Here is a 20,185-nt window from a genome sequence, read left to right as displayed (position 1 = left end):
AAGAAATTCAATAAAAATAGCCTATTGGCGGGTATATGAGCAACTTAGATCGTTCCTTTTGGACGGGCCGTCAGGTTCGTTTGGTTGATCCGACTGCAATTGCGCAGGTCGGCGCGCTCTGCTTGCGCGATGATAAATCGGGGCCAGAGGTGCTTTTGGTGAAATCCTCGCGCGGGCGCTGGATCATTCCCAAGGGCTGGCCGATGGACGGGCATACCGATGCCGAAACCGCCAAAATCGAGGCTTGGGAAGAGGCTTAGCGTCTACAAGGGCAAAGTCAGCAAAGCACCGGTTGGAGGCTATGTGACGGAGAAACGCTTCGATGATGGCCGCGTTGCGACCTGCCATGTCAGTGTCTACCGCATTGATGTGAAAGAGACGACTAAAACCTATCCCGAGGCCGCATTGCGCAGGCGCAAATGGATGCCGCTCAAGACGGCAGCCAAAAAGGTTGATGATGTGGGTTTGCGGGCGCTGTTAAAGGTCTTGCAATAGGCGTCATATGTCGCCGCTGCGCAACAAAACTGCTTTTGGCATCGGCCGTACTGGTATGCCTTACAGCTTGGTCGACGCAACGCCATCATCGTGCATGAACGCCTAACAGCAACGTTCTCGGATCCCCTTTTGATCTAGCAATCAGGTAGATCAGATATGGCGCAAGAAACAGGATGCCTAAGGGGGGGCCAATACGCCAAGCGTAATACTGCCAACCGTGAAGCCCCCACGCCAGGCCATCCAGACACCTGAGAGGATCAAGTAACTGGTGAAGTCCACGTTGAACTGCCCCTGCCAAGTCAGCGCGAAAATTGGAATGAAGAAATGGGGCAAAAGATTGAGCCCTTCGTTTGCAACGGCTGCGATTGTAAACGCGACAATCACAACGGCGATAACAGTAAGAAGCATGCGAAACTGAGCCATATGTTGATCCCTTTCGTTTAAACTGAAGGCCGCGCCGGGCGCCACATGGGGCCAACTACTGCGAGCAGAACGAGGATATTCCAAAGCGCGTTCGGCCAGTGCCCCGAGGTGATCGAGCCAAAACTGTCGAAAACAAACCACGCACAGGCACCGTACACGACAGATTTTCGCACCGTTTCCGGGGCGTGGTCGTAAACCAATGTCGAAAGCATCCAGATTGTGACAGCCCATCCAACGAGGAAACCGCCGGTCAGGGCCGACAGAAACCTGATCTCTTGTGACTGGTAGTTCGGAAAACCGTCGATCGGCCAGGTCAGTATGTCGAGACCAAATCGGGCGAGTTCGTTTGTCGCGGGGATGGTTCCCAACGTAAGGACCGGCCCGAAAAAACCAATGACAATAGCTGAAACCTTCAGCCAGAATTTATGAGTCGTATGTCGTTCCATCAAACTGATCCCAATAAAACTAAATGCATCCATACGAGCCTAGCCGGGATCATTTCAATTACTTCGGAGGTAAGTGCGCATAGAGAACGAATGCGCTAGGGTCAGGCATGACCCAGTTTGCACGATCCCTCAAAACTTGGCGCACAGCGCGTCGTTTCAGTCAAATTGAGTTGGCGTTAGAGGCTGACATCTCCGCCCGCCATCTGTCATTTCTCGAAACGGGGCGCGCAAATCCCAGCCGACAGATGGTCGCGCGCCTTGGTGAAGCATTGCAAATGCCGCTTGACGCGCGCAACCAGATGTTGACCCACGCAGGCTTTGCCGTCCGCTATAAGGGCCGTGACTGGGACGATAGTGAGATGGCACCTGTACGCCGTGCGATTTCATGGCAGTTGCAACGGCACATGCCCTATCCAGCACTGGCAATTGATCGGCTTTGGACGATTCAAGAGGCCAACGCCACGGCCCGAACCCTTTTCGGCGCTTTCGGGATCGGAGTTGGCGGTAGCCTGCTTGATCTAATGACGATGGAGACGTTGCCGCAGGTGATCGAAAACTGGGCCGAGGTTGCTCACCATGCAGCGATCCGTCTAAGGACGGAAAGCGCAGCCTTGGGCGGTGTTCCGGAATTCGAGGGCGTGATCAACCACTTGTCAAACGTTCCACAGCCTAAGAAAATAACGCCTGGCCCCGTGATCCCAACCATCCTGAAGCAGAAGGACTTGCGTTTAGCGATGTTTGCGACGATCACACAATTTGGTACGCCCGAGGATCTACTACTCGATGATCTGAAGGTAGAACTGTATTTTCCACTCGATGACACCACCGAAATGGCCTTCCGCATGATGGGTGCATCCTGAATTGCAAATGATTTAGAACCACCGCACCGGCCGCCTAACCCGGTGTCAGGTAAACAACCTTCGCCCTCACACACCCAGGCAGTGTCGCATGATCGCCTTTTGCGCATGTAGTCGGTTTTCCGCCTCGTCGAAGATGACAGAGTGCGGCCCGTCCATCACGCTGCTTGTTGCCTCATCATCGCGGTGCGCAGGCAGGCAATGCATGAAAAGCGCATCGTCTTTCGCCTGCGCCATAAGCGCATCGTTCACCTGATAGCCGCGCAACTGGTTGTGCCGCCGTTCCCGTGCGGACTGCGGATCGTGCATGCTGACCCAGGTATCGGTGACCACCAGATCAGCTCCCTGCACGGCCTCATTCGGATCGCGCACAGTGGTGTAGAGCCCATCAAGCGCGGGCTCAGGATCAAGCGGCGGCGGGCCTGTAAAGACCAGATCAAACTCAAACTGCTTAGCCGCATGGGCAAAGCTGGCAAAGACATTGTTGCCGTCCCCTGACCAGACAACCTTTTTGCCTTTGATCGGGCCGTTATGTTCTTCGAACGTCATGATATCGGCCATGATCTGACAAGGGTGTGTGCGGTTCGTCAGACCGTTGATAACCGGGACGGTCGCATATTCGGCCATATCCAGCAGCGTCTGCTCTTCAAAGGTCCGGATCATGATCAGATCGACATAGCGCGACAAGACGCGCGCTGTATCTGCAATCGTCTCACCATGGCCCAGCTGCATGTCCGCCCCTGACAACACCATCGTCTGGCCCCCCATCTGCCGGACGCCCACGTCAAACGACACACGCGTCCGGGTCGAGGGTTTCTCAAAAATCAGCGCGACCATATGGCTAAACCAAGGGCTGGTCTGCATCCGGCGCGCCTTTGGGCTGTCCGGCGCGTGCGGTTTTCATTGCCCGCGCATTGTCGACGATGTCTCGCAGAGCGTCTGTGGGCGTCGTATGAATATCAAGAAAATGGGTCATGCGTTTCGCTTTTTGTTGGGCCGTTGAGGGCCAGTCAATTCAGAAGTGTGTCATTACTTGAACAAGGCGCCCTTCGCTGGTGCTTGCCAAGCGGCGGTTCATGAAACCGGCTTGCCGGTAGATGCTGATCGTTCGGGTATCGGTGGTGCCGGGACCGACCGCAACCATGGGGTTTTTGACCCGCAAGTTGCGTGTGTGGGCTTGGATATACCCAACAGAGTGCCCCTGCCCCATAAAGTCATTCTCGCCCACGAAGGTCGCCATCACCCGCGCCCCATGTGGTAAATCCGCGTATTGCGGCATGCCAAAGGCGCGCGCATCATGGTCGTGGATATAGGCAAAAGGGTGGTTGATCAGGCTGACCACCTGCATGTTGATGTTGGGGTTATTCATGTCTTTTTCTATCAGCGCGATCTGCTTGTCTGCGTCCGGCCACCACACTTTGACATGCGCCGTGTCCAACCAGCGGCGCATCAAAGGCAAGTCATCCTCGTTCAGGGGGCGGAACGTGTAGTTACGCATTGGCCTCCTTTACATGGGACGCCGCAGCATCAAGTTTGTCAGCCGCAAGCCCGATGTCCTCATCAGGGATGTTCAATGCCGGAAGCAATCGCACGACGTTGTCGGCGGCCGGGACGGTCAAAAGACCTTGGGCAAAGCCCGCGCTCACGACATCGGTGTTTGCAGCCTTGCATTTCAGGCCCAGCATCAGGCCCGAGCCGCGCACAGCCTCAAACACTTCAGGATAGGCTGCGACCAAACCTTCCAGCTTTTGCCGCATCAAGCCTGCCTTGCGGTTCACCTCGGCAAGGAACGTATCGTCACCGACAATGTCCATCACCTTGGCCCCCACGGCGCAGGCCAGTGGATTGCCACCATAGGTCGACCCATGCGTGCCAGCGGTCATGCCGGACGCCGCGTTCTCGGTCGCAAGAACTGCACCCAGAGGGAAACCACCGCCAATGCCTTTGGCAACCATCATGATATCGGGCGTTACACCGGCCCATTCGTGGGCAAAGAGCTTGCCTGTCCGCCCCATGCCGCATTGCACCTCGTCAAGGATCATCAGTATGCCGTGTTCATCGCACAGGTCGCGCAAACCCTTCAGGCAGGCATCGGGCAATGGGCGAATGCCACCCTCGCCTTGCACGGGTTCGACCATGATGGCCGCTGTTTTGTCAGATACTGCTGCCCGCAAAGCGTCATGCTCACCAAAGTCGAGATGCGTGAACCCGGGCAAAAGCGGGCCAAACCCCTTGGTCATCTTCTCGGACCCCGCCGCAGCAATACCTGCGCTAGAGCGACCGTGGAACGAGCCTGAGAAAGTGATAATCTCAACCCGTTCAGGCTGATCCTTGTCATACCAGTATTTGCGCGCCATTTTCACAGCCAGTTCGCAGGCTTCTGTGCCGGAGTTGGTAAAGAAAACCGTATCGGCAAAGGTCTTTTCGACCAAAGCATCCGCCAACCGTTGTTGTGCAGGGATGTTATAGAGATTGGATACATGCCAAAGCGCATTTGCCTGCCCCGACAATGCTTCAACCAATGCCGGATGGGCATGGCCCAGCGCATTCACCGCGATCCCGGCACCCAGGTCGAGAAAGCGTCGCCCATCGGTTTCCGTCAACCATGACCCTTCGCCCGATACGAAGGTCAGAGGGGCCCGTGAATAGGTCGGCAGAATAGATGCAATCATAGCGATCTTCCTTAAACGTAAGCTCGATTGGTGCAGGACCAAAAGAGAGGTGTCAATAATGTAGGGGTTTACGATGGGCGTGGCAAAAGGACGGCGCTTATTGGCGTCGGCGTCGGTTTTCGAATGTTGCGCGTGTCATCATGCGAGACCTCTAGCGCAGTTATTGGCTTATGGAAAGACCCGCGCGATCACCATGAAGCGGCTTGTGGCTATTTTTGCGTAGTCGATTAACAAACCGGCGTTGTCGCTTCCGACTGGGGATAAGAAACGCCGTTGTGGCCGCCTCGTCAAACAGATCAGGAAACAGTGCGACAAGTTCTTCCAACGCATCACCCGACAAGGCGCGCAATGCTTCCTGCCCGGTGTGCAAGCTTTCACTGGGGGCATCATTGGCGAAAACGACCTGGTGGTCGTCAAAGAGCAGGTGGAAGTAAGTCAGTTCGTCTACATCTTCATCAATAAAGATGCCGGGCAGTTCCGTCAGGCGGATGGCAGATACCAGAACGTTTGCAGCACCAAACATGCGTTTTGCGACCGGAGAGTCTATCATCATCCGATGCTGACGAGAGACGAGCAGGTCAGCCGATGGCAAATCCCGCCCGAGCGCACCGGCCGTTATACGAACCGGCCGGAATCTATCGTTTTTGGCCAGATCAGATTGCACAAGGCGGCGGCGACCAATCCACCTCAAACGTTTTGGCCCCCGAAGCGTCTGAACCATGTCACCAACACGGAGATCTTGAACAAGGACGGGACCATCTGGCGTTTCGATCCGTGTGTCCTGGGCAAAACAAACGAGAATCTCGATGTTGTCAACGATCGCACCAAGGCTGTCGTCCGGCCCGACTTCCGTAAACCGCAAGGTATAGTCGCCCGCCGCAGGGAAACTTACAGGCAGCGAAAAGGGTTGAAACGAATTGGCAGTCGGCAAAATGGTCAATGATGCGATAGCCGTTCCGCTGCTATCCAGAACTTCGACAATGAAACCTTCGACGCCTGCATTCCCCAGCGATGCATTGCGCAAGGCGACATCTAGGGTCAGGCTGGTTGTGAGCGCATTGTCGATTGTGAAAGTCTGTTCCATGACCGTTGTGGCATTTCGATTGCCATCGGTTTCGGCCACACGATTGGAAGAACCATTGCCCAGATAAGCGCTTTCAGGAAAACTGGTCTCAAGGTCAGTACCGGACCAGTTAGCGCTCCCTGCATCAAATGTGCCATTGAGAATGATATTGATGGGTGGCATCCTGAAACCTGTCGAAGCACTGACTCTGCGTCACCGTGGTTACAGACTAGACACTGTTGTGTAAACAAGCAGTGAGCCAAAGCGCCTTTTCTCAGGCTAGGACCCTTGTACTAAAGGTACGTCCAGTCCAGAGATGGCCCATGACCTTACGTGCCGCAAATCCACCCGTTGCCGTAGCATTCATGCTGACCGCGACCGCATTTATTGCGGGGACAATGGTGATGGCAAAGTCGCTGGGTACGGACACGCTTGGTCCTCCGCTGCACCCGCTGCAGATCAGTCATGGGCGGTTTTTGTTTGCGTTCATTGCAATCGCCTCGGTCGCTGTGCTCATGCGGCCAAAGATCGCCCAACCGCACTTTGGTTTGCATATCGGACGCACGTTCTTTGGGTGGGGCGGTGTGACGTTGATGTTCGCCGCAGTGGCCTTCATCCCGCTATCGGATGCCACGGCGATCAGTTTTCTCAATCCCGTCTTTGGCATGTTGCTGGCGATCCCACTTCTGGGTGAACGCGTCGGGCGTTGGCGCTGGTTTGCCGCATTCATGGCCTTGCTTGGCGCACTGATCCTACTACGACCGGGGCCCGAAAGCTTCCAACTGGCGGGCCTGCTGGCATTGGGCGCGGCAGTAATCATGGGAATGGAATTGATCTTCATCAAGAAACTGGCCAACCGAGAACCATCGTTCCAGATCCTGCTGATTAACAACGCTCTGGGCTTATGCATTGCCACACTTGCAGTCTTGCCCGTGTGGGCGATGCCAACTGCGGCGCAATGGGGTGCTCTGGCAACTCTGGGTATGCTCATGGCTTCGGCGCAGGCCTGCTTTGTCAATGCCATGGCGCGGGCCGACGCCAGCTTTGTGACCCCGTTCAGCTACGTTACCCTGATCTTCGCAACAGTTTATGACCTGCTCATCTTTGACGTCTGGCCTGATTGGGTCAGCATTCTTGGCGCGATCACTATTCTAAGTGGTGCATCACTTCTTGCTTGGCGCGAAAGCCGCACAAGACCCGGCGCAAAGCAAGTAATTTCATGACTTATATGGTCAAATTGCAGCCACGTTTCTACTCTAGATAGAACGCATGAGTGACGTTTACGAGTACCGCCGCGCGCCTAACAAAGGCCCTGTATGGCTGGCCCTGATAGGTGCGATTATGCTGCTTGTCGGTGTGGTGCACTATGGTGCGACCCAATTTGAATGGCTGGCATGGGCGGCGGCGGCTGTAACCATCGCCTGGATGCTGTTGCCCCGGCCCGTCGCTGGCATTCGTATTGATAGCACTCACCTGGTGTTGGCGGCATGGCGCAATCCGCGTCCCGTTCCGCTGGATGATATTGCTCATTTACAAATCAGGGATACCGCGCTCGAGAACGAAGTCACAATCATTTATCGCAATGGCAGCGAAGAAGTCATTCTCTCCAATGATCTGCCGGACGCGGACACGTTGATTGCCGTTCTGGCAGAGCGGGGCATTCCCGTACGGGATGCCACTTAGGATTTCATCCGATACCCCGTATGCATCCAGCGCAAACAAATTCCAACTACAACGACGCAAGCGACACTGACAACCAAAAGACCGATCCACGGGCTACTGTCGCTTACACCGATCATCCCATAGCGCACGCCGTCAATGATGTAAAAGAACGGGTTAGCATGGCTCAGCGCCTGCATGAACGGCGGGAGCGCCTCAATTGAATAGAATGTGCCAGACAGAAACGCCAAGGGCGTGACCAGAAAATTCGAAATCGCAGAAAGCTGATCGAATTTATTGGCGTAGATGCCTGCAATCACCCCCAATCCGCCCATCAACACAGAGCCCAGAACAACAAAGGTGATCACCCAAATCGGTGCTTGCATGCCAATGCCCAGAAACAACGCGCTGCCAACTGCAATCACGACTGCAACCAAACCACCGCGCGCTACAGCACCCCCTATATAACCCGTCACAAGTTCGCTTAGCTGACAAGGGCGGCATCAGGGTATCCACGATGTTGCCCTGCACCTTAGCAGAAGCAAGACTGGATGACGTATTCGCAAAGGCATTCTGGATCACCGTCATGGTCAGAATGCCCGGGGCCAGAAACACCATGAATGGCACGCCCATCACCTCGCCGCGTTGCGATCCAATGGCAATTGTAAAGATCAGCAACAACAACCCAGCGTTGATCAATGGGGCCAACACAGTTTGCGACCAGACGTTCATGAACCGCGCAACCTCACGCCGTACAAGGGTCCAGGTCCCTAACCAGTTGACCCGGCCAAAGCGGCGCACACCCATTTCATTTGTCTCGGTCATTGCAGCCTTCCAATCAGTGCATCGGACATAGCGGATTGTACCAAAATGGCCAGCCCTCTGGATGGGGCGATGCTGGATTGGTAGGCTGGGACAAAACATGTTTTGGAGAGGACTATGCGCCTATGTGTAACGTTCGCTTTGTGCGTGCTGGCCAGCTTTGCATGGGCTGATGCGCCCGACCCACCCTTGCCTGCCCTTTACGCAGTCACCGGGGTTGCGGCAGACGACACACTCAATATCAGGGCGCAGCCAGATGGCAGTGCAGATATTCTGGGGACATTCGGCCATGATGCCCAAAAGATCGAAGTAACAGCGCTCAGCCTTGAAGGCCGATGGGCCCAGGTGAATGTTGTTGAACGAACGGGCTGGGTTGCGATGCGTTTTCTGCGTCCTGAAACCTTGGCCAGCAACGCACTTGGCCTGCCCAAGGGGTTACAGTGCTTCGGAACCGAGCCCTTTTGGGCCATCACTTTCGAAGACGGCCCCGAAATAACACTACGCACGCCAGAGAAGGAGGTACGCCATGATATCCTCGCAGCCTCTCAAGGCCCGCTCTCGGTGAACCTATCTGAGGGCATGTACCGCTTTTCTTGGCAAGACAACGGTATCACCGTCATAGCCCATATCCTGTCTGGGATATGCTTTGATGGTATGAGCGACCGCACCTACGGGCTGCACTACATCGACGATCATGGGCCGCGCATCGGCTGCTGCAGCCTAAATTGACGTGTTCGCGTTGCGACAGATCACCGGAAGATGCGTAAAACCCGCTTGTCTGCCTTCACATCACCGGTGGCAGTGATTAGTATGATGGAGACTTGAACAAGGTGACCCGATCTTTCACAAGCATGGATCCGGTCCGACAAACCAAAGGAATTCATATGTCCTGGACAGACGAGCGCGTTGAGACGCTCAAAAAGATGTGGGGCGAAGGCCAATCCGCAAGCCAGATCGCCAAGGAATTGGGCGGTGTGACCCGCAATGCGGTCATTGGTAAGGTACACCGTTTGGGACTGTCGAACCGTGCAGGCTCTGGCGGATCTGCAGCCAAACCGGCACCCAAGGAAAAAGCAGCGGCTCCGGCCAAGCCCGTCGTAAAGCCAGCGCCAAAGCCCAAAGCAGCTCCTGCCTCGACCCCACCGAAGGAAGAGCCAGAACTAGACGAGAACGGCATTCCGATTTCAGCCGCCCGCCGCGCGATCATTCCGGCAGGCCAGCCTTTGCCACCGCAGCCCTCGGCCAATGAGATCAGCCCGGAGGCTCTGGCCAAGGTCAGTGAGGTGGAAAAAACCGCGAAGCGGATCAGCCTGATGGAATTGACTGAGAAGACCTGCAAATGGCCTGTGGGTGATCCCGCGACAGATGATTTCTGGTTTTGCGGTCTGGCTGTGCAGCAAGGCAAACCCTATTGCGAGGCCCATGTCGGGGTGGCTTTCCAGCCAATGTCCTCGCGCCGTGACCGGCGGCGGTAACAGACAGTCCTGCGGGTAAGGTGGATCTTGATCCACCCCACGCTGTACAAAGGCCGCACGCCGTTGCGGCCTTTTTCTATTTGTCACGCGTTCAGTTTCCCTCAGGCAACGATGGCGACTTTTTATGTGCCGTCCTTATGTAACTGATGGACTTTCAAAGTGACCCCCAGAGCCTTTGCGCGCGCCTTTAACTTGGGCGTTACCTCAGCTTCGGTCAATAACACAGCGCTCACCTTTGCTGGCACCGGATACTCCTGCGCCCTGAGGATTGCCATGTATTTCAAACATTGATAGATTCCCCTCTGCCAGTCATCGGGACCAGAACGGCACGATTTCACCTCAATAGCCACGAAATCCTTTCCATCGGAAAACAGCACATCCACACGATCACCCGACAGCAACTTCGCTTCGGGTTGGGCCAGCATTGATGCAGCGATGCCCAGAACCGCCGGGTTTGCTGAGGCCCAAATCTTGAGGGCCTTGTGTTCGTCACTCTCGCCACCGCCCCGTCCCCCACCGGTTTCGGGCGTTTTGCCGTCTAGCTCGGCAAAGGACTTTAAGGGTTTCAGTTCAGACAGTGGCACTCCATATGCTTTTCGGAAAACATCGTCCCAATCAGGGTAGCGACGCACCGACGCTCTGATCTCCGCCAAGACACTGAGCCGCTCTTTGCGTGCCAATTGTTCCCATGTTCGATCCGTCACCTTTGTCCGGGCGGGGTTATAGAAACTACCAAAACCTTTGTCCGGCAACCCATCAGCGCGGGTTACAAGCGCATTGATCAGCGGTGCCTGCGGGTCGATGGCGTGTACATCAGACATCAGCTGTCCCGCGACAGCGCCAATGTGAATGGGAAAGATGATCGGTATCTTCAAAGGTGATTGAAGAAGGTCAACAATTTCCTTGTATGTCACAAAGGGCTCATCCCCTTCTGTGACCCGTTGAAGCAGCAAGCCAAGAGCGTATCGCGCTCCGTCCGAAGCCAGCTGATCAACAGAATAATCGTTCACCCAAATAGCCCTTGTTGCAAAATAACCCTGCGAGACGATGCAGACATCCGTATGACTTGTGTCGGCATGTTTTATCTTCGGCCAATGATGTCTCATAACATAGATGGGAATTGACCACGCACAACCCATTCCCTCCACACCCACACCACGCTATACGCCGCCTATGACCCAGAACCCACCATCCCTGCGCCCCGACCTCGCCCCTGCGGCGAAAATCACGGACACCGCCCGCGATGGCCAGCCCACCATTGGCATGGTCAGCCTTGGTTGCCCCAAAGCGCTGGTCGACAGCGAACGCATCCTGACCCGCCTGCGCGCCGAAGGTTACGCTATTAGCCCCGATTACGCGGGCGCCGAGGCGGTGATCGTCAACACCTGTGGCTTCCTCGATTCAGCGAAAGCCGAAAGCCTTGATGCTATCGGCGAAGCGTTGCAGGAAAACGGCAAGGTGATTGTCACGGGATGTCTGGGGGCCGAGCCTGATTACATCCGTGAACACCACCCGCAAATCCTCGCCGTGACGGGTCCGCACCAATACGAGCAAGTGCTGGATGCCGTACACGCCAACGTGCCCCCGGCCCCGGACCCGTTCATCGACCTGCTGCCCGCCAGCGGTGTCAGCCTGACACCCCGCCACTATAGCTATCTGAAAATCTCCGAGGGCTGTAACCACAAATGCAAGTTCTGTATCATCCCAGATATGCGCGGGCGGCTGGCATCGCGCCCGGCCCCTGCGGTGCTGCGCGAAGCCGAGAAGCTCGTGGACGCGGGCGTGAAGGAACTCTTGGTCATCAGCCAGGACACATCCGCCTACGGCCTTGACCGCAAATACGATCTGAACCCGTGGAAAGATGGTGAGGTGCGCAGCCACATCACCGATCTGACGCGCGAACTGGGGCAGTTGGGCGCGTGGGTGCGCCTGCATTACGTCTACCCCTACCCCCATGTGCGCGACCTGATCCCCATCATGGCGGACCCGGCGAACGGCGTGCTGCCCTACCTCGACATCCCATTCCAACACAGCCACCCCGACGTCCTGCGCCGCATGGCGCGCCCCGCCGCCGGGGCAAAAACGCTGGACGAAATCGCCGCATGGCGCGCCCAGTGCCCCGATATCACCCTGCGCTCGACCTTCATCGTCGGCTACCCGGGCGAGACCGAAGCCGAGTTCCAGCACCTGCTGGACTGGCTGGACAAAGCCCAATTGGACCGGGTCGGCTGCTTTCAATACGAGAACGTGGCCGGGGCACGCAGCAACGCCCTGCCCGATCACGTGCCGTCCAAGGTGAAACAAGACCGCTGGGACCGGTTCATGGCGAAAGCGCAGGCGATTTCCGAGGCAAAGCTGGCGGCCAAGGTGGGCCGAACGCTGGAAGTGATCGTGGACGATATTGATGAAGACGGGATCGCCACCTGCCGCACGTGGGCGGACGCGCCCGAGATCGACGGGAACCTGTTTATTGATGAAGGCGTTGAGGATTTGGCCGTGGGGGATGTTGTGACGGTCGTCGTTGACGAGGCTGGAGAGTATGATTTGTGGGGAAGCCAAATTGAGCAATAGCAGCTACGAGCTTTGCGATGTGCTAGGAGACGGTCTTTCCACCAAAATTGATGAGTTATCAGCCCATGAGTTAATGGAATCATACAAATTCTTGGTCTCAATGAACGAGATAGAAGAATTGTTCGCTCTGGTTTCAGCCTGTTATGCGGACTTTGAAAGCAACCTCTTTACCGTAGCACTAGAGCACCACGTTCACGGTGAGAACGCTTCATCAGAGCCCATCGAGTTATCTATCGGAAAGAAGAAAGACCGAATTCGGCAAACGGTCCTGTCATTGCTGACTGCCTACCGTGCGCTTTGTGATCAAGCGCCACAAAGACTGGACGGAATAACTGCGGGTAATTCGGCTCTAGATACTGAGTTCAAAAGACAGATAAGCGTGGCTTTCGATGCCAGTTTTGAATTCCGGCTTTTTGATGCTCTAAGAAACATAATGACCCACAAGGTCCTTCCGTTCAGTAACGCTGGCATTACTAGCAAGTTCCTTGTCGCCGATTGGGAAGATATCGAGAACTCCGAAGTAGTCAGTATATCAGTCCAAGAACTTCCGGTCCCCAAAGAGGTCTGGGTCGACTCGAATATCCGCAAAAAAACACGTACAGAAGTCGCAGCGCTCGATAGCGATCTAGTCGACATGAAAGCTGTTGTTAGGGGTTTCGTGTCGGCACTTTTCAAGATGCGAAAAGAGTTTCACGAAACTACTGAGGGACAGATGGCGCAATCAAAAGCTGCGTTTGAAAGCGCGTACGATGTCTTTCGAGAAAGGCACGGTGTTGCGGCAAGGTTTCTCGAGCTTTGGGGTGGATCCGAGGGCACATACAGTAAGATGTGCCCGATCAAGCGAACATTTGCAGAACTAGTTGATGAGCAGCGCCGCTACTCCTCAGGTCTACCAAATGTGGGTATGAGTTATCCAACGGTCGAGATCACAAAACGCCAAAACACTTATCAGGGAAACTTCGGTAAACTCTGGAAGCGTTAACGCTCGGCCAACGCTAGGCAGCGGTCGACCTCCCCCGGAGGCCGCTTTTGCAACGTCCCCCACATAAGCAGCGTTGGATGTGTGGCGCAGGCCCTGCCCAACAGGACCCATACCGCAGCGTCCTCGAGGTCGGCTTAGCGCCCCACCGTTGTGCTTTATCGCTATTGCGCACAAAAGGTTTAGTATTGCTAGACGCCCGCGCTCCGCACTTACCGCACGAACTTCTTGTGCTTCATCCGTTTTGGCTCCAATGCATCAGCCCCCAGCCTTGCCTTCTTGTCCTCTTCGTAATCCGTAAACGCGCCCTGGAACCATTCCACATGGGCATCCCCTTCAAAGGCGAGTATGTGCGTGCAGATACGATCGAGGAAAAAACGGTCGTGGCTGATCACGACGGCACAACCCGCAAAGCTGACCAATGCGTCTTCGAGCGCGCGTAGCGTTTCGACGTCCAAATCGTTGGTCGGTTCGTCCAGCAGCAGGACATTGCCGCCGGACTTCAGCAATTTCGCCATATGCACGCGGTTGCGTTCACCACCCGACAGCAGCCCTACTTTCTTTTGCTGATCGCCACCCTTGAAGTTGAAGGCAGAACAGTAGGCGCGCGAGTTCATGGAGGCGTCACCCAACTCGATGATTTCCGCGCCACCACTGATCTCTTCCCAGACGGTGGTGTCGGGGTTCAGCGCGTCACGAGATTGGTCGACGTAGGAAAGTTTCACAGTGTCGCCGTAAGTGACGGATCCTTCGTCAGGTTCGGCTTGCCCTGTCAGCATGGAAAACAGCGTTGATTTACCCGCGCCGTTTGGCCCGATCACGCCAACGATGCCGCCGGGGGCAAATCGAAGGACAGGTCCTCGATCAGGAGCTTATCGCCCATGGCCTTCTTCAGACCGTCCACTTCGATGACCTTGGAGCCCAAACGGGGGCCGTTTGGAATAATGATCTGAGCGCGGCCCATTTTTTCACGCTCGGACTGGTTGGCCATTTCGTTGTAGGCCGCGATCCGTGCCTTGGATTTGGCTTGCCGTGCCTTGGCCCCTTGCCGCATCCATTCGAGTTCGCGTGCCAATGTGCGCTGCTTGGATTTGTCGTCTTTGGCTTCGCGTTCCAGACGCTTTGCCTTGGCCTCCAGCCAGCTGGAATAGTTGCCCTCGTGCGGGATACCAGACCCACGATCCAGTTCCAAAATCCAACCGGTGATCGCATCCAGGAAGTAGCGGTCGTGGGTAACGATCAGGATTGTGCCTTTGTAATCAATCAGGTGCTGTTGCAGCCAAGCAATGGTTTCGGCGTCAAGGTGGTTGGTCGGTTCGTCCAAGAGCAGCATGTCAGGGGCATCCAGCAGCAGCTGGCATAGGGCCACACGGCGTTTTTCACCTCCGGATAAGGTCGTGACATCGGCATCGTCTGGTGGACATCGGAGCGCCTCCATCGAGATGTCGATCTGTGCGTCCAGGTCCCAGAGGTTCTGGCTGTCGATCTGGTCTTGCAGGGCCGCCATTTCATCTGCGGTTTCTTCGGAATAGTTCATCGCCACTTCGTTGTAGCGGTCCAAAATCGCCTTTTTGTCGGCCACGCCGAGCATGACATTTTCACGCACGGTCAGGTTTGGGTCGAGTTCCGGTTCTTGCGGCAGATAGCCGACGCGCGCCCCTTCGGCCGCCCATGCTTCGCCCGCGAAGTCCTTGTCTTGCCCGGCCATAATCCGCATCAGCGTCGATTTACCAGTGCCGTTCACGCCAACCACACCGATTTTCACGCCGGGCAGAAAGTTCAGCCGGATGTTTTCAAACACCTTTTTCCCGCCGGGATAGGTTTTGGACACGCCGTCCATGAAGTAGACGAATTGATTGGCAGCCATTGGGGGACGCTCCGCGCTGGAATTGAGTTTGGCCCTTGATAGCCGGGGTATCGGGCAGGGGCAATGCGTGCCGGATTGGTACGTCGGCCCTATGGTGGCGGCATCTCTTGCCAGAGTTCTATGGGATTGCCTTCTGGGTCCTCCAGCCGCGCAAATCGCCCGTTGGGGTAGCGTTCGGGCGCGACCTTGACGGCGATGCCCGCCACGTCCAGCGCAGCAACCGCGGCGTCCAGATCATCGACCCGGAAGTTAATCATCCATTGTTGCTTGGGGCGTCCGAAATAGGTGGTGTCCTTTTTGAACGGCGCGAAGACGGTTGTCCCGCCTTCTTGCGTCCAGACCGGGTCGTCGTAGCTGTCGGTGACCTTGGCGATGCCGAATGTCGTTTCGTACCAAAGGCTAAGTGCCTCGGGGTCCTTCGCCCGAAAAAAGATGCCGCCGATACCCAGAACGTTAACTATTGCTGCCTCCGCTGAAGCTGAACTGTATGTCGCTGTTAGAACGCGATCTTCATACCATCCTTACCAAAATGAAAGGGACCGGTCCAATGCCTGCGCACCTCGGTTTCCCAATGGTGATCGGTGAAGTCAGGGTCACCGTCGGGCACCATGTGGTTGAGCGCCAGTTGTCTTACATTTGCATCCTTCGCGATGCGGCCAACATCGACGGCATCGGTATGACTGCGCAAGATGTGGATGCGCAAGCGCTCATCACCGTTTGTCATAAGGGCGCAGAGCGCCTCGACCCCGTCGCGCAGCATGGCTTCATGGACCAACAGGTCGGCACCTTTGGCGAATGGGGCCATGTCATCCATGTAGGCGGTGTCGCCGGAGAGGACGACGGCTTTGCCGCCTGCCTCAAAGCGCAGTGCAAATGTGTCGATGATCGGTGGATGGAGGTTGCGCATTGTGCGCAGCGTGATGTCGCCAAAGGTCATCGTGTCCTGAATGATCTGGATGTCGGCAAGGCCATCGAAATCGCAGCGCCCTTCGTCGCGTATGCGCAGGTCAATGTCGAAACGCATGCTGTCTTGGAAGCCTGTCCAATAGGTATCCAGACCCTTTGGACCGATCACAGTGATTGTGCGATTAAGCCCGGCTGTCCACGCCGTGTGAAAGAAGGGCCCGAGTTCGAGGTAGTGATCAGAGTGCAGGTGTGTGATCACGATCAGGTCGATTTCGGTTAGTGCGACGCCTTGGTCGCAAATGCCACGTGTGACGCCCAGCCCGGCATCGACAAGAATGGTTTTCCCGGCAAGTTTCAACAGCATGGCCGTCGGCATGTTGGAACCCGGACGAATGGCCGGGCCGCCTTTGACACCCAAAAGAGCGAGACTATCAGACATAGAGGTGATCCTTTGCGGCATGTTTGGCGGGGCTTTGGTGTTTTAAGAAGAAGACGCGGGGTACCGTCAACCTGTGATATGGCGACCCAACACCGCAAAGTGCCGTGATTTCGGGTGCGGGCGATGACTTGATCTAGCGCAAGGTTTTTGTTTTTCCGGGCTGTTATGACAACGCCATCCGCAACCGGAGGCTTGGAAATGCAAACCCTAGGGGATATACGCGATCACTTTTGGCGGGTCATTAAGATGGCCAAGGCGTGTGATGTCGATCTGTCGACCGCATTGGATGAGGATAAAATCAACATCGCCGAATATGCCGATATGATTACCGGCTGTCGGGGATGCGAACAGGTGGAAAAATGCGATCGCTTGCTGGCTGAAACGGCACATGTTGATCAGGCGCCAGCCTACTGCGTGAACCGTGAGACTTTCGCTGAGCTGCGCCAAGCCTGATCTGCTAACCATCTTGCGCATCATCATTGATGTTGCGTGACGTCAGATAAAGCAACCCGGCGCCAAGGATCACAGCGCCCATCGCGCCGAAGGCCGTCCGGTATTGATCTGGCGTCGCAAAGCCCCATTTGGCCGTCACATCCAGAATGGCACCAAAGGCCAGTTGCATTGCCGGGATCGCTGCGACGGATATGAGCGACAGTAGCGTCGATGCCCGCCCCAGCAGATTGTCTTCGACACTCTTGCGCATGTGGGCGCTGAGGGGGATGTAGAATTGCTGGCTGAACACCATGATCACCAGCAATAAGATCGACAGTGCGACCGGTGGCTTGGCGAACGCCGCCAAGGCGAAGAGGCTGCCGCATGAGGCGGCGAATGCGGCGCAGATCAGCGCCCTTCGCGAGGCGACATACCGGTCCAGCGATCCAAAGACGTATCCCGCCGCGATGGTTGCCGCGAAAAGGAGCAGCAGCACAGCCCCCGATTGTCCGGCAGAGAGATTGGCCACGTCTTGCAGAAAGGGCCCGCCCCAAAGACCCGTGATCGTTGTGATTGGCGCATAGGTGACCGCGCCGAGGGTCAGAATTTTTAGAAATTCAGGTTGGCGCAGCAGTGTGAGATAGCCACCATGCACGCCCCCGGTCGGGTCTTGATGATCATCGGCGGCGGCAGGGCCGGGCCGTACAAGGTGAAAAACAGGCCACGCCAGCGCCAGCGTGATACAGGCCACACCGCCAAAGACCGTCGCCCAAGGCAGATACTCTAACGCGACAGCCAATGGATATGTACCCAAAAGCCCACCAACGCCGCCCAAGGTGACGACAAGGCCGCCGATATATCCAAAATCCTTGGCTGTGAAGTTTCGCGCAATGATCACATGGGTGGCGGCCCCCATTGCAGCCAACCCGATGCCGATCATGATCCGTGACAGCAGGGCCAGATCAAAGCTGGGCGCAATCGCGAATACACCAGTGCCAAGGGCAATGATCAGGACACATGTGCCCAGCACGACACGCGGCCCGATACGGTCCAAAGCCAGGCCAAAGGGCAGTTGCGCCGCAATCGTCGCAAAGAACATGGCCGAAACCAAGCCGCCAACCGTCGCCGTCGAAAGCGCGAAACGGTCCATCAGGATCGGCGTAAACACCCCGCCGGATGCACGATGAAACTGTCCAAGCGCAAAGATCGCTACACAGATGAAAAGGACGAAAACCTGCTGTCGTGTGAAAGACTGCCGTATGGCCATGCCCCGGTTTAAAGCTAAGTGGTATCAGGCCGCAAGCGGGGCAGCGCCTTTATACCTTCACCCGTCGCGTTTCAGGATGCAGTGCTGTGCCCAGAATGTGATCGGCCCGATGGATGACCTTCTTTGCGCTGCCTACAATCTCGGGCTGCGGCGGTTGGGCGATGGCGTAGTCCTTGCCGGGATAATCCAGCGTCGACAGGAAATGACGCATGCAGTTAAGCCGCGCGCGTTTCTTGTCATTGGATTTCACCACGGTCCAGGGGGCGTCAGCCGTATCGGTGTAAAAGAACATCGCCTCTTTGGCTTCGGTGTAGTCTTCCCATTTATCAAGGCTGGCCTTGTCAATCGGTGACAGCTTCCACTGTTTCAGAGGGTCAGTGGCGCGGGATTCAAAGCGGCGTTTCTGCTCATCCTGCGTCACCGAGAACCAGTATTTATAAAGGCGGATACCCGACCGCGTCAGCATCCGCTCGACCTCTGGTGTCTGGCGCATGAATTCGAGGTATTCCTCAGGCTCACAAAACCCCATGACGCGCTCAACACCGGCGCGGTTGTACCAGCTGCGGTCATAGAGAACCATTTCGCCCGATGTCGGCAGATGGTTGACATAGCGTTGGAAATACCATTGGCCGCGTTCTTCATCCGTTGGTTTGTTCAGGGCAACGACGCGGGCCGCACGGGGGTTAAGGTGCTCTGTGAAGCGCTTGATTGTACCGCCCTTGCTTAAGCCGCATCACGGCCTTCAAAGAGCAGGACAAAGCGCTGACCTGTCTCTTGCGCCCAAAGCTGCACCTTCAAAAGCTCGGCCTGCAACTCGGCTTTTTCAGCCTCATAGGGGCGTCGGGCGATCTTAGGCAGGCGCGCAGGTCGGCTGCGTTTGCGTGGCTTTGGTTTGGTCTCAACAGCGGTATCTTTCATGTCCCTCTCCTTCTTTTTGCATCGCGCGGCCATAGCAAAAATGCGGTTTGATTACCTTGATGTGGGTCAAGCAATGCAAAGATGCACAGGTTGAAAAATCGTGCGATTGGGCTACCGTTATTTAATTAGCTAACCGTAGGAGGACATGATGCGTCTCACAGTACTTGCCCTGGCCCTATTGCCAATGGCCGCATACGCCCAAGACACGACACTGCTTAGCCCCGACCGAACCGGTCGCCCAATCCCAAAGCTGCCCTGTGGGGATGGCGTGGGATGATACGGCAAGCGCCTGCGCCGCAGTGGCCGACGCCACATCACCCATGAAAGGCCTTAGCGGCCACAGCGGCTGCAACTATGGCGCTGCCCGCGAGGTCACATCCTGATCCGAGGGCGGTTCCCTGAAGGTTATCGAAAATGTCCTGAGCGACCGCGGTTCAAAATATGCGGTCGCAGGAGGGCCTGTGGGGTCAGCGGATGAGGCCAAGGCTTTTGTCAAATCGCTGTGCCGCCGCAAGAAGTTCGCCAAAGCGACGCATAACACATGGGCGGTTCTGCTGCCGGATGGGCCGTTGAAGAACGACGACGGCGAAAGCGGCGCAGGCATGGTGATCCTGCGGATGCTGGAACGCGAAGGGCTGGAAGGCCACATCATTGTGGTGACCCGGTGGTTCGGTGGGACGAAGCTGGGTGGAGACCGGTTCCGGCGGGTGCAGGATGCGGTGCGGGTTTACTTGGATGGAGTGTCGGGAGGGTGAAACCTATGCGGCGACCTGTCCAACACAAGGTCCAGATGGGCAGATCGCGCGTGTTGAGCCTGCTCCCCGACGCCTCACAGCAAGCCTCGCGTCTATACCCGGCGCGAGCTGGGCGGGATTATCTTCGTCAATCGCAATA

At 56.3% G+C, this 20,185-nt stretch carries 21 protein-coding genes and 4 pseudogenes; 12 read left to right on the top strand and 13 right to left on the bottom strand.

The features are described from left to right. Nucleotides 1-35: 35 nt before the first annotated feature. Both QTO30_RS19875 and QTO30_RS19870 read left to right on the top strand, forming a co-directional pair. The gene (locus QTO30_RS19875) at nucleotides 36-260 is read left to right on the top strand and encodes an NUDIX domain-containing protein (RefSeq protein WP_340425760.1); all 225 of its coding nucleotides are present in this window, start codon (nucleotides 36-38) and stop codon (nucleotides 258-260) included. A gap of 43 nt (nucleotides 261-303) precedes the next feature. Continuing rightward, a complete protein-coding gene (locus tag QTO30_RS19870; protein ID WP_340425759.1) occupies nucleotides 304-495 on the top strand; it encodes a hypothetical protein in 192 nt (63 codons plus the stop codon). 177 nt (nucleotides 496-672) lie between these two features. Here QTO30_RS19870 and QTO30_RS19865 read toward each other — a convergent pair whose 3' ends face one another. Next, nucleotides 673-918, bottom strand: a complete 246-nt coding sequence (locus QTO30_RS19865; protein WP_340425758.1) for a hypothetical protein — start codon at nucleotides 916-918, stop codon at nucleotides 673-675. 17 nt (nucleotides 919-935) lie between these two features. Beyond that, nucleotides 936-1,364, bottom strand: coding sequence for a hypothetical protein (locus tag QTO30_RS19860; RefSeq protein ID WP_340425757.1), 429 nt, complete (start codon nucleotides 1,362-1,364; stop codon nucleotides 936-938). A 107-nt stretch (nucleotides 1,365-1,471) separates the two neighbouring features. Between QTO30_RS19860 and QTO30_RS19855 the strand changes: the two genes are divergently transcribed. Further along, nucleotides 1,472-2,224: a helix-turn-helix domain-containing protein gene (locus QTO30_RS19855; protein WP_340425756.1), complete on the top strand. Its 753-nt coding sequence runs from the start codon at nucleotides 1,472-1,474 to the stop codon at nucleotides 2,222-2,224. Nucleotides 2,225-2,290: 66 nt separating this feature from the next. On the opposite strand, the pseudogene argF reads toward QTO30_RS19855, so the two are convergent. The 4 genes and pseudogenes from argF to QTO30_RS19835 all read right to left on the bottom strand — a co-directional run bounded on the left by argF (nucleotide 2,291) and on the right by QTO30_RS19835 (nucleotide 6,139). Continuing rightward, nucleotides 2,291-3,197: pseudogene (gene argF, locus QTO30_RS19850) on the bottom strand (ornithine carbamoyltransferase). Nucleotides 3,198-3,236: 39 nt separating this feature from the next. Beyond that, on the bottom strand, nucleotides 3,237-3,719 hold the full coding sequence (locus QTO30_RS19845) for a GNAT family N-acetyltransferase (RefSeq protein WP_340425755.1): 483 nt from the start codon (nucleotides 3,717-3,719) through the stop codon (nucleotides 3,237-3,239). Then, nucleotides 3,712-4,893: an aspartate aminotransferase family protein gene (locus tag QTO30_RS19840; RefSeq protein ID WP_340425754.1), complete on the bottom strand. Its 1,182-nt coding sequence runs from the start codon at nucleotides 4,891-4,893 to the stop codon at nucleotides 3,712-3,714. The genes QTO30_RS19845 and QTO30_RS19840 overlap by 8 nt, the downstream gene beginning before the upstream one ends. 160 nt (nucleotides 4,894-5,053) lie before the next feature. Continuing rightward, nucleotides 5,054-6,139: a Hint domain-containing protein gene (locus QTO30_RS19835; RefSeq protein WP_340425753.1), complete on the bottom strand. Its 1,086-nt coding sequence runs from the start codon at nucleotides 6,137-6,139 to the stop codon at nucleotides 5,054-5,056. 140 nt (nucleotides 6,140-6,279) lie between these two features. On the opposite strand from QTO30_RS19835, the gene QTO30_RS19830 reads away from it, so the two are divergent. Further along, nucleotides 6,280-7,179, top strand: coding sequence for a DMT family transporter (locus QTO30_RS19830; RefSeq protein WP_340425752.1), 900 nt, complete (start codon nucleotides 6,280-6,282; stop codon nucleotides 7,177-7,179). A 46-nt stretch (nucleotides 7,180-7,225) separates the two neighbouring features. Further along, nucleotides 7,226-7,639 (top strand): hypothetical protein, encoded by a 414-nt coding sequence (locus QTO30_RS19825; protein WP_340425751.1) that lies wholly within the window; start codon nucleotides 7,226-7,228, stop codon nucleotides 7,637-7,639. On the opposite strand, the pseudogene QTO30_RS19820 reads toward QTO30_RS19825, so the two are convergent. Next, nucleotides 7,636-8,440: pseudogene (locus tag QTO30_RS19820) on the bottom strand (ABC transporter permease). The gene QTO30_RS19825 and the pseudogene QTO30_RS19820 sit on opposite strands and share 4 nt — an antisense overlap. Before the next feature lie 114 nt (nucleotides 8,441-8,554). Here QTO30_RS19820 and QTO30_RS19815 point away from each other — a divergent pair. Together QTO30_RS19815 and QTO30_RS19810 are read left to right on the top strand one after the other, a co-directional pair. After that, nucleotides 8,555-9,166, top strand: coding sequence for an SH3 domain-containing protein (locus tag QTO30_RS19815; RefSeq protein ID WP_340425750.1), 612 nt, complete (start codon nucleotides 8,555-8,557; stop codon nucleotides 9,164-9,166). 155 nt (nucleotides 9,167-9,321) lie between these two features. Continuing rightward, nucleotides 9,322-9,912, top strand: coding sequence for a GcrA family cell cycle regulator (locus QTO30_RS19810; protein ID WP_340425749.1), 591 nt, complete (start codon nucleotides 9,322-9,324; stop codon nucleotides 9,910-9,912). A 122-nt stretch (nucleotides 9,913-10,034) separates the two neighbouring features. On the opposite strand, the gene QTO30_RS19805 is transcribed toward QTO30_RS19810, so the two are convergent. Further along, a complete protein-coding gene (locus tag QTO30_RS19805) occupies nucleotides 10,035-10,922 on the bottom strand; it encodes a hypothetical protein (RefSeq protein ID WP_340425748.1) in 888 nt (295 codons plus the stop codon). 163 nt (nucleotides 10,923-11,085) lie between these two features. Here QTO30_RS19805 and rimO point away from each other — a divergent pair, with 163 nt between their 5' ends. Together rimO and QTO30_RS19795 are read left to right on the top strand one after the other, a co-directional pair. Then, nucleotides 11,086-12,483 (top strand): 30S ribosomal protein S12 methylthiotransferase RimO, encoded by a 1,398-nt coding sequence (gene rimO, locus QTO30_RS19800; protein WP_340425984.1) that lies wholly within the window; start codon nucleotides 11,086-11,088, stop codon nucleotides 12,481-12,483. Next, entirely contained in the window at nucleotides 12,473-13,465 is a 993-nt protein-coding gene (locus QTO30_RS19795; RefSeq protein WP_340425747.1) for a hypothetical protein, read from the top strand. Before rimO ends, QTO30_RS19795 begins: the two co-directional genes overlap by 11 nt. Nucleotides 13,466-13,674: 209 nt before the next feature. On the opposite strand, the pseudogene ettA reads toward QTO30_RS19795, so the two are convergent. The 3 genes and pseudogenes from ettA to QTO30_RS19780 form a co-directional block, all read right to left on the bottom strand. Further along, nucleotides 13,675-15,329, bottom strand: a pseudogene (gene ettA / locus QTO30_RS19790) (energy-dependent translational throttle protein EttA). 89 nt (nucleotides 15,330-15,418) lie between these two features. Further along, nucleotides 15,419-15,763, bottom strand: a complete 345-nt coding sequence (locus QTO30_RS19785; RefSeq protein WP_340425983.1) for a VOC family protein — start codon at nucleotides 15,761-15,763, stop codon at nucleotides 15,419-15,421. Between the two features lie 62 nt (nucleotides 15,764-15,825). Then, nucleotides 15,826-16,674, bottom strand: coding sequence for an MBL fold metallo-hydrolase (locus QTO30_RS19780; protein ID WP_340425746.1), 849 nt, complete (start codon nucleotides 16,672-16,674; stop codon nucleotides 15,826-15,828). 165 nt (nucleotides 16,675-16,839) lie between these two features. Here QTO30_RS19780 and QTO30_RS19775 point away from each other — a divergent pair, with 165 nt between their 5' ends. Further along, nucleotides 16,840-17,127: a DUF6455 family protein gene (locus tag QTO30_RS19775; RefSeq protein ID WP_340425745.1), complete on the top strand. Its 288-nt coding sequence runs from the start codon at nucleotides 16,840-16,842 to the stop codon at nucleotides 17,125-17,127. Between the two features lie 4 nt (nucleotides 17,128-17,131). On the opposite strand, the gene QTO30_RS19770 is transcribed toward QTO30_RS19775, so the two are convergent. Together QTO30_RS19770 and ppk2 are read right to left on the bottom strand one after the other, a co-directional pair. Beyond that, nucleotides 17,132-18,373, bottom strand: coding sequence for an MFS transporter (locus tag QTO30_RS19770; protein ID WP_340425743.1), 1,242 nt, complete (start codon nucleotides 18,371-18,373; stop codon nucleotides 17,132-17,134). Between the two features lie 49 nt (nucleotides 18,374-18,422). Next, nucleotides 18,423-19,291: pseudogene (gene ppk2 / locus QTO30_RS19765) on the bottom strand (polyphosphate kinase 2). 145 nt (nucleotides 19,292-19,436) lie between these two features. On the opposite strand from ppk2, the gene QTO30_RS19760 reads away from it, so the two are divergent. Together QTO30_RS19760 and QTO30_RS19755 are read left to right on the top strand one after the other, a co-directional pair. Beyond that, nucleotides 19,437-19,568 carry a hypothetical protein gene (locus tag QTO30_RS19760; protein ID WP_340425742.1) on the top strand — a complete coding sequence of 44 codons (132 nt, stop codon included), beginning with the start codon at nucleotides 19,437-19,439 and terminating at the stop codon, nucleotides 19,566-19,568. A 121-nt stretch (nucleotides 19,569-19,689) separates the two neighbouring features. Then, nucleotides 19,690-20,046: a YigZ family protein gene (locus tag QTO30_RS19755; protein ID WP_340425982.1), complete on the top strand. Its 357-nt coding sequence runs from the start codon at nucleotides 19,690-19,692 to the stop codon at nucleotides 20,044-20,046. Nucleotides 20,047-20,185 lie beyond the last annotated feature (139 nt).

Origin of the sequence: Yoonia sp. GPGPB17, assembly GCF_037892195.1 — a bacterium.
Lineage (GTDB): Bacteria > Pseudomonadota > Alphaproteobacteria > Rhodobacterales > Rhodobacteraceae > Yoonia.
The sequence above is the reverse complement of the archived record's forward strand: the minus strand, read 5'-3'. Positions and strand labels throughout refer to the sequence as shown.